Origin of the sequence: Allobrachymonas sp., from assembly GCF_041912815.1 — a bacterium.
Taxonomy (GTDB): Bacteria; Pseudomonadota; Gammaproteobacteria; order Burkholderiales; family Burkholderiaceae_C; genus Brachymonas.
The window spans coordinates 18,004-31,955 of record NZ_JAYRLV010000006.1 but is presented as its reverse complement, the minus strand read 5'-3'; the positions used below and the strand labels follow the sequence as shown (position 1 = coordinate 31,955).

At 62.4% G+C, this 13,952-nt stretch carries 15 protein-coding genes and 1 tRNA gene; 12 read left to right on the top strand and 4 right to left on the bottom strand.

Going from position 1 to position 13,952, the window contains the following annotated elements:
- The first annotated feature begins 204 nt into the window (after positions 1-204).
- From pheS to ybiB, 6 genes are all read left to right on the top strand, one after another.
- A complete protein-coding gene (pheS, locus tag ACE3P9_RS06490; protein ID WP_374492621.1) occupies positions 205-1,257 on the top strand; it encodes a phenylalanine--tRNA ligase subunit alpha in 1,053 nt (350 codons plus the stop codon).
- 90 nt (positions 1,258-1,347) lie between these two features.
- Entirely contained in the window at positions 1,348-3,774 is a 2,427-nt protein-coding gene (pheT, locus tag ACE3P9_RS06485; RefSeq protein ID WP_374492619.1) for a phenylalanine--tRNA ligase subunit beta, read from the top strand.
- Between the two features lie 74 nt (positions 3,775-3,848).
- Complete coding sequence (locus tag ACE3P9_RS06480) at positions 3,849-4,199, top strand: integration host factor subunit alpha (RefSeq protein ID WP_374492617.1); 351 nt, start codon at positions 3,849-3,851, stop codon at positions 4,197-4,199.
- A 200-nt stretch (positions 4,200-4,399) separates the two neighbouring features.
- Positions 4,400-4,879: a MerR family transcriptional regulator gene (locus ACE3P9_RS06475; RefSeq protein WP_374492616.1), complete on the top strand. Its 480-nt coding sequence runs from the start codon at positions 4,400-4,402 to the stop codon at positions 4,877-4,879.
- 97 nt (positions 4,880-4,976) lie between these two features.
- Positions 4,977-5,053, top strand: a tRNA-Pro gene (locus ACE3P9_RS06470).
- A gap of 142 nt (positions 5,054-5,195) precedes the next feature.
- Positions 5,196-6,128, top strand: coding sequence for a DNA-binding protein YbiB (gene ybiB / locus ACE3P9_RS06465; protein WP_374492614.1), 933 nt, complete (start codon positions 5,196-5,198; stop codon positions 6,126-6,128).
- Positions 6,129-6,254: 126 nt separating this feature from the next.
- On the opposite strand, the gene ACE3P9_RS06460 is transcribed toward ybiB, so the two are convergent.
- Positions 6,255-6,764, bottom strand: a complete 510-nt coding sequence (locus ACE3P9_RS06460; protein ID WP_374492613.1) for an OmpA family protein — start codon at positions 6,762-6,764, stop codon at positions 6,255-6,257.
- Positions 6,765-7,073: 309 nt separating this feature from the next.
- Here ACE3P9_RS06460 and pdxH point away from each other — a divergent pair, with 309 nt between their 5' ends.
- The gene (pdxH, locus tag ACE3P9_RS06455) at positions 7,074-7,724 is read left to right on the top strand and encodes a pyridoxamine 5'-phosphate oxidase (RefSeq protein WP_374492611.1); all 651 of its coding nucleotides are present in this window, start codon (positions 7,074-7,076) and stop codon (positions 7,722-7,724) included.
- 119 nt (positions 7,725-7,843) lie between these two features.
- Here pdxH and msrA read toward each other — a convergent pair whose 3' ends face one another.
- Positions 7,844-8,419, bottom strand: a complete 576-nt coding sequence (gene msrA, locus ACE3P9_RS06450; protein ID WP_374492610.1) for a peptide-methionine (S)-S-oxide reductase MsrA — start codon at positions 8,417-8,419, stop codon at positions 7,844-7,846.
- Between the two features lie 287 nt (positions 8,420-8,706).
- Between msrA and ACE3P9_RS06445 the strand changes: the two genes are divergently transcribed.
- The 4 genes from ACE3P9_RS06445 (at position 8,707) to ACE3P9_RS06430 (ending at position 11,041) form a co-directional block, all read left to right on the top strand.
- A complete protein-coding gene (locus ACE3P9_RS06445) occupies positions 8,707-9,360 on the top strand; it encodes a protein-L-isoaspartate O-methyltransferase (RefSeq protein WP_374492608.1) in 654 nt (217 codons plus the stop codon).
- 11 nt (positions 9,361-9,371) lie between these two features.
- Positions 9,372-9,728 carry a rhodanese-like domain-containing protein gene (locus ACE3P9_RS06440; protein WP_374492607.1) on the top strand — a complete coding sequence of 119 codons (357 nt, stop codon included), beginning with the start codon at positions 9,372-9,374 and terminating at the stop codon, positions 9,726-9,728.
- A 390-nt stretch (positions 9,729-10,118) separates the two neighbouring features.
- Positions 10,119-10,592, top strand: a complete 474-nt coding sequence (locus tag ACE3P9_RS06435; protein ID WP_374492605.1) for a YeeE/YedE family protein — start codon at positions 10,119-10,121, stop codon at positions 10,590-10,592.
- A 23-nt stretch (positions 10,593-10,615) separates the two neighbouring features.
- The gene (locus tag ACE3P9_RS06430) at positions 10,616-11,041 is read left to right on the top strand and encodes a DUF6691 family protein (RefSeq protein WP_374492604.1); all 426 of its coding nucleotides are present in this window, start codon (positions 10,616-10,618) and stop codon (positions 11,039-11,041) included.
- 102 nt (positions 11,042-11,143) lie between these two features.
- Here the strand turns inward: ACE3P9_RS06430 and ACE3P9_RS06425 are convergent, their stop codons facing one another.
- Positions 11,144-12,049 carry a metal ABC transporter permease gene (locus ACE3P9_RS06425; protein ID WP_374492603.1) on the bottom strand — a complete coding sequence of 302 codons (906 nt, stop codon included), beginning with the start codon at positions 12,047-12,049 and terminating at the stop codon, positions 11,144-11,146.
- A 115-nt stretch (positions 12,050-12,164) separates the two neighbouring features.
- On the bottom strand, positions 12,165-13,001 hold the full coding sequence (locus tag ACE3P9_RS06420) for a metal ABC transporter ATP-binding protein (protein WP_374492602.1): 837 nt from the start codon (positions 12,999-13,001) through the stop codon (positions 12,165-12,167).
- A 291-nt stretch (positions 13,002-13,292) separates the two neighbouring features.
- Between ACE3P9_RS06420 and queE the strand changes: the two genes are divergently transcribed.
- Positions 13,293-13,928, top strand: coding sequence for a 7-carboxy-7-deazaguanine synthase (gene queE / locus ACE3P9_RS06415; protein ID WP_374492600.1), 636 nt, complete (start codon positions 13,293-13,295; stop codon positions 13,926-13,928).
- Positions 13,929-13,952 lie beyond the last annotated feature (24 nt).

Below are 13,952 nucleotides of genomic sequence, written 5' to 3'. Positions count from 1 at the left end.
CGGTCTCTTCGAGGCCTCTTTCGGGAAAGTCCATCGCTCAAGAACAAGGGCTGGTGCTTCACGGGACCAGCCCTTGTTGCTTTTGGCAGCTTCACCCACATGCCCTGCCTGCCATTGCAGGGAGCAGGACATGCCGCTGATGCTGTCCCCCGCGGGAGACTTCCTCTCCCGCTTTCCCCGATCCGTCTTTTTTCCGTATTTGCCATGAACGATCTGGATTCCATCGTCACCCAGGCCCGGCAGGATTTCGCCGCTGCCAGCACCCCCAACGATCTGGAGAATGCCAAGGCACGTTTCCTGGGCAAGTCCGGCCAGATCACGGAGCTCATGAAGGGGCTTGGCAAGCTCCCCGTCGAGGAAAAGAAAACCCGTGGCGCCGCCATCAACCAGGCCAAGCAGGCCATCGAGGCGGCCCTGACGGAGCGTCGCCAGGCCCTGGCCGATGCCGAGATGCAGGCACATCTCCAGGCTGAACGTCTGGATGTGTCCCTTCCCGGCCGCCAGCGCGGACTGGGAGGGCTGCATCCGGTCACACTCACTACGGAACGAATCGAGGCCATCTTCGGTTCCATGGGATTCGAAGTGGCGCGGGGCCCCGAGATCGAGGCCGACTGGTTCAATTTCACGGCACTCAACACGCCCGAGGACCATCCTGCCCGCTCGATGCACGACACCTTCTACGTGGAAGGCGGCAGTGCCCATGCCCCCAATCTGCTGCGCACCCACACCAGTCCGATGCAGATTCGCCATGCGGTGCAGCATGTCAAGCGGCATCGGGCGCTGCTCGATGCGGGGCAGCGCATGCCGGAAATCCGTGTCATCGCTCCGGGACGCACCTATCGCGTGGACAGCGATGCCACCCACTCCCCGATGTTTCACCAGTGCGAAGGGTTGTGGATTGGCGAAAACGTGAGCTTCAAGGACCTGAAGTTCATCTTCACCGAGTTCTGCCGCACGTTCTTCGAAAGCGATGATCTGGTCCTGCGCTTCCGCCCCAGCTTCTTCCCCTTCACCGAGCCCAGTGCGGAAATCGACATCCAGTTCCAGAGTGGCCCCCTGGCCGGCAAGTGGCTGGAAGTGGCCGGCAGCGGACAGGTGCATCCGAACGTGGTCCGCAACATGGGACTCGACCCCGAGCAGTACATCGGCTTTGCCTTCGGCATGGGGCTCGACCGGTTCACCATGCTGCGCTATGGCGTCAACGATCTGCGCCTCTTCTTCGATGGCGACGTGCGCTTCCTGAGCCAGTTTCGCTGAGCCTAGCGCTCCACCGACGGCGCAGCGCATCCCCTCCCCTTGCCCATCCTTCGACCTGCCCCATCCAAGACAGGTCTCAGAGAACCCATCATGCAATTTCCCGAATCCTGGCTCCGCACGTTCTGCAACCCTTCCCTGTCCACCCAGGAGCTGGCCGACACCCTGACCATGGCTGGTCTGGAAGTGGAAGAGCTCCGTCCCGTGGCGCCTCCGTTCACGGGCATCGTGGTCGGTGAAATTCTGGAAGCCGTACAGCATCCCGATGCCGACCGTCTGCGCGTGTGCCGAGTGAATGTCGGACAGGACGAGCCGCTGCAGATCGTCTGCGGCGCGCCCAACGCCCGTGCAGGCATCCGTGTGCCCTGTGCCCTGGTCGGAGCCGAGCTGCCCCCCGGAGAAGATGGCAAGCCCTTCCGCATCAAGGTCGGCAAGCTGCGCGGCGTGCAGAGCTTCGGCATGCTGTGCTCGGCCCGGGAGCTGCAGCTCTCCGAGGAACATGGCGGCCTCATGGAACTGCCGCCCGATGCGCCTGTGGGAACCAGCATCCGCACTTATCTGGATCTCGACGACACCCTGTTCACCCTCAAGCTCACGCCCAATCTGGCCCACACCCTGAGTGTCTATGGCGTGGCTCGCGAAGTGTCCGCACTTACCGGAGCGCCGCTCGCGCCGCTGCCGTCCGCCGAGGTGTCCGTCGCATCCCCGGATGCAGTGCATGTGGACATCCAGGCCACCGATCTGTGCGGACGCTTCAGCGGCCGCGTAATCACCGGAGTCGATCCGCACGTCCAGACGCCTGCGTGGATGGTGGATCGCCTGGCCCGCTGTGGACAGCGCAGCGTGTCGCCACTTGTCGACATTTCCAACTACGTGATGTTCGAGCAGGGACAGCCCACCCATATTTTCGACCGCGACCGGATCTCTGGCGACACGCTGCGTGTGCGCTGGGCTCAGGCAGGGGAAACGCTCAAGCTGCTCAACGGCACCACCGTCACCCTGGACGGTGAAGTGGGCGTCATTGCCGATGACCGCGCCGTCGAATCCCTCGCCGGCATCATGGGGGGTGACGCCACGGCAGTCAGCGACAGCACCCGTAACATCTATGTGGAAGCCGCCTTCTGGTGGCCTCGCGCAATCGCAGGCCGCTCGCGCCGTTACAACTTTGCCACCGATGCAGGGCACCGATTCGAACGCGGAGTCGACCCTTCGCGCACACGGGAAGTCCTGGACCGCATCACGGCACTGGTCATCGACATCTGCGGAGGCAAGGCAGGTCCGGCCAGCGACGAGCGCCCGCATGTGCCCGAAGCACGCCCGGTCACACTCCGCGTGGACCGTGCCAGCAAGGTCATCGGCATGCCCGTGACCGAAGCACAATGCCTGTCCGCCCTGCAGGGACTGGGCCTGCCCGCCACGGCCCAGGCGGGTGTCATCACGGTCATCCCTCCAAGCTACCGTTTCGACCTGCAGGGGGAAGAAGACCTCATCGAGGAAGTGGTGCGCATTGTAGGCTATGACAAGCTGCCCCATACGCCGCCCGTGGCCCCCATCCTGCCCAAGGCCATGCCAGAAAGCGAACGCAATCCCTTTGCCGTACGCCGCATGCTGGCAGCCCTGGGCTATCAGGAAACGATCAACTACAGCTTCGTGGACGCACGCTGGGAACAGGAACTGGCCGGCAACGACAATCCCATCCGCCTGCTCAACCCCATCGCCAGCCAGATGGGTGTCATGCGCTCCTCGCTGATCGGCTCGCTGCTCAACGTCGTCAAGTTCAACCTGGACCGCAAGGCCCAGCGGGTGCGCATCTTCGAGGTGGGACGTGTGTTCCTGCGTGATTCCGATGTGGTGGAAAGCGACACCACCGTCGCGGGATTCGATCAGCCCATGCGCGTTGCGGGCATGGCCTACGGAGCCGAGAACATGCTGCAGTGGGCACTCAAGGAAACTCCTGCGGACTTCTTCGACGTGAAGGGCGATGTGGAGGCCCTGCTGTCGCCCGTGTGCGCCACGTTCGAGGCAGCCGAACATCCGGCCCTCCATCCCGGACGCTGTGCACGCGTGATGGTCGAGGGCAAGCCCATCGGCTACATCGGCGAACTGCATCCGCGCTGGCGCCAGGCCTATGCCCTTCCGCTCGCTCCGGTCGTCTTCGAGCTCGACTGGGAAGCTGTGGTGCAGCGCCCCCTGCCGCGTACGGCGCCCATCTCCAAGTACCAGGCCGTCGATCGTGACATCGCTGTCATCGTCAAGGAGTCGGTCACCCATGATGCCCTGCTCGCGGCCGTCATGGCCACTCCGGCACAGGGTCTCCTGCGCGAAGCCACCGTTTTCGACGTGTTCCGCCCTTCCAAGGGGCAGCCCGCCGACTGGCTGCAGAGCGACGAGAAAAGCGTGGCCATTCGCCTGCGCCTGCTCGACGACCAGGCCCCCTTGACCGAAGACACCATCGAAGCTACCCGGCAAGCCGTTCTGTCCCAGCTGACGAAGCAGCTGGGCGCTCGCCTGCGCAGCTGATGCGGACGGTGCCGCAGGCACCGCCCCATCTCGCTTACAATTTTCTCACTTCCTCTTCCCCGACTGCCCCTGCCATGGACATCGCGCTCGATTCACTCGAAACCCCGACCCTGACCAAAGCCCAGCTGGCCGAGGAACTCTTCGACAACATCGGCCTGAACAAGCGCGAAGCCAAGGACATGGTAGATGCCTTCTTCAATCTGGTGGTGCAGGAACTGGTGGATGGGCGAGATGTCAAGATCTCGGGCTTCGGCAATTTTCAGCTGCGCGCCAAGTCGCCCCGGCCCGGCCGCAACCCCCGCACCGGTGAACTGATCTCGATCGATGCCCGTCGGGTCGTCACCTTCCACGCCAGCCACAAGCTGAAATCCGTCGTCCAGGGTGAGGATCTGTCAGCACTCGATGCAGCCGAAGGCCACGAATAAGCCGGCCGCCCCTCTCTCGCGTCACCTGCCCCGCCTCGTCCAAGGCGGAAATGCTCCTCGGACACCCCCTACCGCCCATGGCAATCGGGACATCGGTGGCATGGGCAGAACCCTCTCTGGCACCTGCTGCCTTGCTGCATGGCCATGTCGGACAGGGGATCTTTTGCCGCATAATGGCCGTTCCCTACCTGTCCGTCGCCATGAGCACCCCCTCTCTTCCTCCCATTCCGGCCAAGCGCTACTTCACCATTGGTGAAGTAGCCGAACTGTGCGGCGTCAAGCCCCATGTGCTGCGCTACTGGGAACAGGAATTCACCCAGCTCAGTCCCATGAAGCGGCGCGGCAACCGCCGCTATTACCAGCATCACGAAGTGCTCATGGTGCGACGCATCAGGGCGTTGCTGTATGAGCAGGGCTTCACCATCAATGGCGCACGCCACCAGCTCGACGGCTGTCGGGGAGCCTCTGCCACCCCGGCCTCCCCACAAGACAATCACGCTGCCCTGCAGCCATCCTCCCTGCCTTCGGACTGCGCACCGGCAGCCTCCTTTGCCGCCCCGCAGCCCGTGCACGCCGTCTTCCCATTGGCCGACCATGCCGGTTCCCCGCTGTCCGGACATGTCGTGACGCTCTCCCAGGTCGTGCAGGAGCTGCGGGCCATCCGCGATCTGCTTGCCTGATGCCTGATGCCTGGTGTTTGGCCTGCCACCGGCACACCTCCACAATTTTTTCTTCCCTCTCGAAAATCATCCGAAATTACCCTATAATTCATGTCTTCGGCGTGTAGCGCAGCCTGGTAGCGCACTTGCATGGGGTGCAAGGGGTCGCGAGTTCGAATCCCGCCACGCCGACCATATAGAGACGGGTTACAGAGCAATCTGTAACCCGTTTTTCTTTGCCAGAACCTCCCCATCTCCCTGCCCAGGAACTGGAGTAGGTTGTCCGCCCATTTCCGGCACATGCCCGTCCGGACGCCATCTCGGAGACAATCGGGGCATGAATGCTTCTCTCATCCCCTATCTCAAGGAAATCGGCCGTGGCAAGGACGGCATGCGCAACCTGACCTTCGAGCAGGCACGCCAGCTCTGGGGATGGATTCTTGACGGACAGGTTGGCGATCTGGAACTGGGAGCCTTCTGCATCGCCATGCGGATCAAGAGCGAAACCCCGGAAGAGATGGCCGGGTTTCTCGATGCCACGCATGCCCGCCTGAGAGTACCTGCTTCTCTGCATCCAGACCCGGCGCGTGCCACCACCGTGGTGCTCCCTAGCTACAACGGGGCCCGCAAGCTGCCCCTGCTCACTCCCCTGCTGGCCGTTCTGCTGCAGCGGGCCGGCCTCCAGGTGCTGCTGCACGGCATGCGCACGGAAGCTCGTCGCATCACTGCACCTGAGGTACTTGCCGCGATGTCAGCGGGGCTGAACGCGAGCGGTGACACCCTTCCCGCCTGGGTGGATACCGGCGCGCTGTGCCCTGGACTGCCCCGTATCCTGCGCGTCCGCTACAGCGTAGGCCTGCGCAATTCCGCGCACAGTCTGGTCAAGCTCATGAATCCTCTGGCAGGCACTCCTGCTGCTGCACGAACCATTGTGGTCGGCAGCTACACCCATCCCGAATACGCCGAGTCCATGGCGGCCACCATTGCACTGATGCAGGGACATGCGCTGCTGCTGCGCGGCACAGAGGGCGAACCGGTGGCCGATCCCCGCCGGCTCCCGCAGCTCAATGGCTACCTGCACGGAACGCTCGCAGCACAGCGCCCGGCCCAGGGTGGGAGTCTGGCCAGCCTCCCCGATCTGCCGCAGGAAACCACGGCAGAGGCAGCCGCACGCTACAGCCTGGCAGTGCTGCGCGGAGAACTCCCGGTGCCCCAGCCGCTGACCGAGCAGGTGGATTTGCTGCATTCCATGGCGGACGAGCTGCACTGAGAACCATGTTCTCTCACGCGCCGAAAGAAAAGTCACCCCAAAAACAAAAACGCCCCGCTTGAGCGGGGCGCTGGTGGCATATCCGCCGCCATGGGCCTGGCGGATATGCATGACGCATGCGTCAGATCAGTGCTGCACTGCCACATCCACGCGACGTGCCTGGGCATCGCTGCCCTGGGTATGCGGCGTGGAGGCCGGCTTCTTGAGTTCGATGGACGACTCGGCCACGCCCTGGGCACGCAGGGCATCACGCACCGCGAAGGCGCGCTTCTTGGCCAGTTCCTCGTTGAGCTTGGCACTGCCGGTGCTGTCGTGATAGCCACTCACCACCAGCTTCTTGCCGGACTTGGCGGCAGCCACGGCATCTGCCAGTGCAGCCTGTGCGCCCTGAGCCAGATCGGCCTTGCCAACGGCAAAGTAGAACTGCACAACCCCATCCACCACCTGAACAGCGGCCTCGTCGTTGCGCAGTGCCACCGGAGAGCTGGCTGCCGCACTGGCAGTGGCCTGCACGGAGGCTGCTTTCTTGCCATGCGAGAACACTCCGGCGCGCGACATGCCAACACCCAGAACCAGGGCCACCACGGCCAGGATGACGGCCCCGAGCACGATCCATACGACCGGCTTCTGATCCATATCATCATCTTGAGTCATCAAAGACATAGAAACTCCAATAGCTAAAAAAAGAGGGAAACCTGGAAACCTTGTCGGAGCGCAGCGCCCTGTACCGGCTGCGGGCGTCTCGCGCCTGCAGTCGCACTTCCTGTGCACAGAGATGCTGCCGATCCCGGACAGAAAAAAGGGGGAGGCACGTTCAGGAAAGCGTCATTGTACGGGGTGAACCTTCTCTTGCGAACATGGCCTGTCCCCCAATACCGCAACCACACTCCGCTGTTGCGGCATGCGCGCCATAATCCACCATTGAACGTCCTTATTTTCCAAGCCATGAAATCCCACAACCCCCACATTGCCGACCTGCGCAAAAGCTATGAACGCGCAGAGTTGAATGAAGAAGCCTCCCAGGCCGATCCCATGGTGCAGTTCGATCAATGGCTGACGGAAGCCATCGCGGCCGAATTGCCCGAGCCCAATGCCATGACGGTGGCCACGGTAGGCAGCGACATGCGGCCCAGTACCCGTGTGGTGCTCATCAAGGGGTATGACGAACACGGCATCGTCTGGTACACCAACTACCAGAGCCGCAAGGGCCAGCAGCTCGCAGGAGATCCCTATGCGGCGCTGCAGTTCCATTGGGTCGAGCTCGAACGGGTCGTTCGCATCGAAGGCAAGGTGCAGAAAGTGAGCGCGGAAGAAAGCGATGCCTACTTCGCCACCCGCCCCCTGGATCATCGCATTGGCGCCTGGGCAAGCCCCCAGAGTCAGGTGATTGCCAACCGGGGAGTGCTGGTGGCCAATGCAGCCCGCTATGGTGCCCAGTTCATGTTGCATCCTCCCCGCCCCCCGCACTGGGGAGGGTACCGGCTGGTACCCGACCGCTGGGAATTCTGGCAGGGACGCAAGAGCCGCCTGCATGATCGGCTCTCTTATCGACTGCAGGCGGATGGTGTCTGGCTGCGCGAACGTCTCGCCCCCTGACACGGCCCTTGTTCCAGGCGCTCCTTCACAGAAAGGGCGCCTGGGAACTGGGAATGGCGGCATGCTCCGCACCCGCCTGGAGGCGGCCAAGGCACCTCCAGCAACCATGAATCCTTCGGTCAGCTCGCAGTGCGCTGCCACTCCGGAAAAGCCTGGCGGAATGCATCCACCTTGGGCGCCACGACCACCGCACAATATCCCTGATAGGGGTGATTCTCGAAATAGCGCTGATGGTATTCCTCGGCCCGGTGGTAGCGTTCACAGCGTGCCACCTCGGTTCTCACGGGATGCGCATAGTGCCGGCGAGCTTCGTCCAGCCACTGCATCACCTGTCGCTGCTGCGCGTCACTGCTGCAGAATATGGCGCTGCGATATTGCGTGCCGATATCCGCTCCCTGGCCATTCAGGCTGGTCGGGTCATGGGAGGCAAAGAAGATATCGAGCAGCTGCTGCAGGGAGACCATGGCAGGATCGAACTCGATGCGTACGACTTCCGCATAGCCAGTCTGGCCCGTGCACACTGCATCGTAGCTTGCCTGTTCCTGAGTGCCATTGGAATACCCGCATTCCACATCCACCACACCGCGAACCTCGCGGAAAACCGCTTCAAGGCACCAGAAACACCCCCCTGCGAGCGTGATGGTTGCGTTGGCATGCTCCGTCGCGTGCGGAACCTCTCTGTGCATTGTCTCCATGGTCAACCTCATCGTCGAAAACTTTGGCCATGGACCTTGCTGCACCAACATGCAGAAAGGTCCAATACCCCTGGCTTCTCTCACTGCTCTGGAAACCAGCTATTTCCGTAGGATCAATGGTGCCATATCCGCCATTGTCCACCCTTGCGTCCAGGATATAGCGTCTTTCATAGAGCATCCGCAGGCCCAGCCCGGGGCACAGGCCGGCGCTCCGGATGCAACGGGGGCGTGCTGTGGCGTAAAATGAAGGTTTGACCACCAGTCACACAGTCACCTTCGGAGCACACATGAACGTCGAACAAGCCCGCTTCAACATGATCGAGCAGCAGATTCGTCCGTGGGGTGTGATGGATGCGCATCTTCTCGATCTCCTGCAACGGGTCAAGCGTGAAGATTTCTGTCCTCCTGCCTATCGCAACCTGGCCTTTGCCGATCTTCAGATTCCCCTGTCTTATGGGGAAATGATGCTGGAGCCGCGGGTACAGGCCCGCCTGGTGCAGGACGTGCAGCCTCACGGACAGGACAAGGTGCTGCAGATCGGCGCCGGTTCCGGCTACATGACCGCCCTGCTCGCCCACTGCGCGCATCATGTGCTGGCGTTCGAGATTCATCCGGAACTCGCGGATCTCGCCCGCCAGAACCTGCGCCACGCAGGCATCGAGCGCGTGGATCTCAAAACCGGCGATGGCTTTGCGCTGGCAGCCCAGGCAGGCACCTTCGATGCCATCGTGCTGTGCGGATCGGTATCGCACGTGCCGCACAGCCTGCTCGAACAGCTCAACGTGGGTGGTCGACTGATTGCCGTGGTGGGCGATGAGCCGATGATGCGCGCCACGGTCGTCACCCGTGAAAGCGACACGGTGTTCCAGACGACGCAGCCCTGGGATGTGGTCATCCCGCGCCTGGAAGGTGTGTCCGATACCCCTGCCTTCACGTTCTGAGCACGCACATCATGTGGCAGGAAATAGACCCCCGTAATCTGTCGAGCTGGACCCAGGCCTGTGACACTCAGGGACTCACGCCCATCGTGCTGGATGTGCGTGAGGACTGGGAATATCAGACTTCCAACATCGAGCCCCTGGCAGCGACACTCGGCATCACGCTGCAGCATGTGCCCATGGGACGCATTCCCGGGGCGCTCAATGCCCTCCCGCGCGAGGGAGCATGCCTGGCCTGCCTGTGCCACCACGGTGTGCGCAGCGTGCAGGTCAGCCGCTTCCTGAGCCAGATCGGATACCGCCATATCGCCAATGTCACGGGCGGAATCGAAGCCGTGTCCGACGTGTATCCCGACGTTCCACGCTACTGACCGTCGATCCACCCTTTTGCTCGCTCCCTGCATGCACACAGAGAGTTCGAGCTGTGCGGGTTTCTGTGTGCACCGTCCCACCGGGCCCAGGTACCAACGCCTCAGGATGCTCACACATGCTTCCCGCAGGCTGCTTGGTCATGGCCGCATCGATGCCGTGAAGCGCGTACCCGTGCGCCTGCCAGTCCTGTTCCATCCCCTCTTCCTCTCCCACCCCCACCCTCCTTGCCATGGACGGTGACCAGGCCGATCGGCAAGGGCTTGCAAGCGGACGTCCGCTCCGATACCCCATGTCAGCCAGCAGGAACTGGGCTGACGCCTGCAGACATGGAAGGACTGCCCTAGAATTCACCAAAAAATAGATTGTTTTTTCTGGAGCGCGTTTTCACCATGCATAGCTTTTCTTTCTACCTTCCTCCCTTTCCGCAGGGATGGCTGCACTATCTTCTGGGCGGCATGATCATGGGGCTGGGAGTGGCGATTCTCTACGTCCTGACCGGGCGCATCGGGGGAATGAGCTCGGTGTTCAGCAGTACATGGTCCTACCTTGTGCAAACGCCATTCTTTCAGCAGACCAAATTCACTTCGACACGTGTCTGGCGGCTGGTGTATGCGCTGGGCCTGATTGTGGGTGCCTTCCTCTGGATGCTGTTCTTCCATGACGGACAGGCGCTGGGCACCCAGATTCCCTGGTGGAAACTGCTCGTGGGCGGCATGTTTGTCGGATATGGCGCCCGTCTGGGCGGAGGCTGCACATCGGGGCACGGCATCTGCGGACTGGCCTGGCTGCAACCGGCTTCTCTGGCAGCCGTAGTGACTTTCATGGTCACGGCCATGATCACCGCCAATCTGTTCAACCGCTGAATCAGCCGATCTGGAGAATTCTCATGCCTTCGAATTTCAAGAGCAGTCGTGCCCTCGCCACCCTGATGGGCGGCGTGCTGTTCGGTTTTGGTCTCGCACTCTCGACGATGACCAGACCCGAAGTGATTCTGTCCTTCCTGACCTTTCACGATCTGGGGCTGATGCTCGTGATGGGAGGAGCTGTGGTGGTCGCCATGGTGGGATTTCGCCTGGGCCGCACCTGCGAACATCCTGTCTGCGGCGGGGAAATGGATACCTACTGCAGCCACTGGACGCGCAACACGCTGATCGGATCGGCGCTTTTTGGTGTGGGCTGGGGTCTGGGTGGGGTCTGTCCCGGTCCGGCCATTGCAGGCTTGGGAGCGGGCAACGTCTCGATGCTGTGGTCGCTCGGAGGCATCCTGCTGGGTGCCCTGCTGCAGGGACTGGTGGCTGGACGCAGGATGTGAAGAAGTTGCCTCAAGGAGGAGCCCCTCTTCTGGAGGCTCCTCCGAGTCAGGTAGTCAGGCAGGGCAGTGTCGTTTTCTCGACATGACCATGGCCCGTTGCATTCAGTGACGGGATGATGCGACTGTTCCCCCCAGCAGCAGTGCACGATGGCGACGCCCCTGCAGCCAGCGTGCCAGCATGCCTCCCTGCAATCCGAACAGCAGAGAGCACAGATACACCATGCCGCACAGCAGGATGATGGCGGGCCCCGATGGCATGTCGACGTGGTAGGACAGCAGCAGCCCCCCATATCCGCACAGCGTTGCCAGCACGCTGGACAGCAGCATGATGCTCCCCATGCGGCTGACCCACAGGCGTGCCGCGATGGCCGGCAGCATCATCAGCCCTACAGCCATGAGGGTGCCGAGAGCCTGGAATCCAGCCACCAGATTGAGCACCACCAGCATGAGAAAGGCCACGTGCCACACCGTGCCCCGTCCCCCGACCGACTGCAGGAAGACGGGATCGACGATCTGCACCACGAGGGGCCGGTACATCACGGCCAGCATGGTCAGCGTGATGCTGGCGACGATGGCCACGAGCGTGAGGGCAGGCTGATCCACGGCCAGCACGGAGCCGAACAGCAGGTGCAGCAGATCGACCTGACTGCCCTGCCGACTCACCAGCAGCACTCCCAAGGCCAGACAGGTCAGGTAGAACGCTGCGAAGTTGGCATCTTCCTTGAGGCTCGAATAGCGGCTGGCCAACCCTACGGCCAGCGCCACCAGCAGTCCCACCAGGAGACCACCCAGCCCCATGGCCATGAGATTGAATCCGGCCACCATGTAGCCAAGCGCCACGCCGGGCAGTACCGCGTGGCTGATGGCATCTCCCATGAGGCTCATGCGGCGCATCATCAGCAGTACCCCCATGGGCGCTGCACTCAGCGCCAGAAACAGAACGGCCGCAAGGGCACGGCGCATGAAGTCAAAATCGGAAAAGGGGGAGATGAAGATATCGTGCAGCATGCGGCACCTTGAAAGTCGGAGGTCTGGTCGTGAAAGCGACACAGGAATACGGGGGCTTACACCTGACCGCCACCGCGCAGTTCCCTGCGGGGCCGATGGCGGATGCATGGCCTCTTCAGTGCGGCGGCGAAGCGGGGGGCGCAGAAGAAGGGGCGAGATTCCCCGGCTCTGCATGGAGATGCACATGCGTGGGTGCCGAAAGCCCCGCATGCGCCGACGCATCAGGAGGGATGTCGCACCAGGCCACGACCGGGGCGTCCTGCCGGAACATGTTCATGCGCTGCACGTTGTCGGGGGTGAAGACGTCGTGGCTCAGACCTTCGGCAATCACTTCCCGCGCCAGCAGCAGCGCATGATGGAAGCAGTGTCGCGCCTGGGACTGGTCATGCACCACGGCGATCACGCCCTTGCCTGCATGCACGCATTCCTGCAACACCGTCAGCAAGGCCTGCGTGGTATGCGCATCCATGGCGTTGAAGGGCTCGTCGAGCAGCAGGAAACGGGCATCCTGCACCAGCATGCGGGCAAAGAGCACGCGCTGGAACTGTCCTGTGGACAGTGCGGCAATCTGGCGGTGTGCAAAATCGGCCATGCCGACCCGCTCCAGGGCCTGCATGACCCGTGCAGCCTGCCGGGAACGCAGACCGCCGAAGAGACCCAGCTCATGCCAGAGTCCCAGTGCCGTGAGCTCGAAGACAGTCATGGGCAGACTGCGGTCCATCTCGGATTGCTGAGGCAGGTAAGCCAGATCGCGCCGCTGCAGGCCTTCCCAGCGCACTTCTCCGGTACTGCAGGGCATCAGCCGCATGATGGTCTTGAGCAGGGTGCTCTTGCCCGCGCCATTGGGACCATAAATGGCCCAGGAGCATCCTTCGTCGAATCGGGCATAGACGTGATGCACGGCAGGCAGGCTGCGATAGGTGACGGTGACATTGTCCAGGACGAGAGGCATGGCTATACCACCGCTCCATACACCAGCCAGATCACGAGCAACAGCACCGCCAAGCCTGCGAGGCGCCATGCCACGCTGTCCAGAAGAAGGGATTTCATGGGAAAGGATTCGGCAAGAGAATGGGGGTGCAGTTGGTGATGGCACATCAGACACGCACACACCCCCTTGTTTTTCCGGTCCATTGTAGCCAGAAAATGCAAGTGTGTTGCAAAAAGGACGGCTTTGCCCTGTCTCGCCATCCCGGCAGATGACGCAGAGGCCCGCCCGAGGGCATAATGCGCCCTCACCATCATGAGCTATCAGGTCAAGGAAATTTTCTATACCCTCCAGGGGGAAGGACTGCAGGCGGGACGTCCCGCCGTCTTCTGCCGCTTCGCCGGATGCAATTTCTGGAACGGCAGGGAGCAGGATCGTCCACACGCCATCTGCACCTTCTGCGATACCGACTTCGTCGGTACCGATGGGACGCTGGGGGGCCGGTTCCAGTCTGCCGAAGAGCTGGTCGCCCGCATGGCCAGCCTGTGGCCAACGCAGGACAACGGGCCCCGGTTTGCAGTGCTCACGGGCGGCGAACCGCTCCTGCAGGTGGATACCGCACTCATCGATGCCCTGCACAGTGCACGTTTCGAGATTGCAGTGGAAACCAATGGCAGCATTGCTGCACCTGCCGGCATCGACTGGCTGTGCGTGAGCCCCAAATCGCTGGGGCACTGGGTGCAGCGCGAAGGCGACGAGCTCAAGGTCGTATGGCCGCAGGCGGGCATGGACCTGCCAACCCTGGAAGCATCCCGATTCCGGCATTACCTGCTCCAACCGCTTGACGATGCCTCTCGCGCAGCCCACGTGCAGGACTGCATTGCGCTGTGCATGGAACGGCCAACCTGGCGCCTGAGCCTGCAGACACACAAGATCACCGGCATCCGCTGATGCCCTTTCCCTGTTTCCACTGAC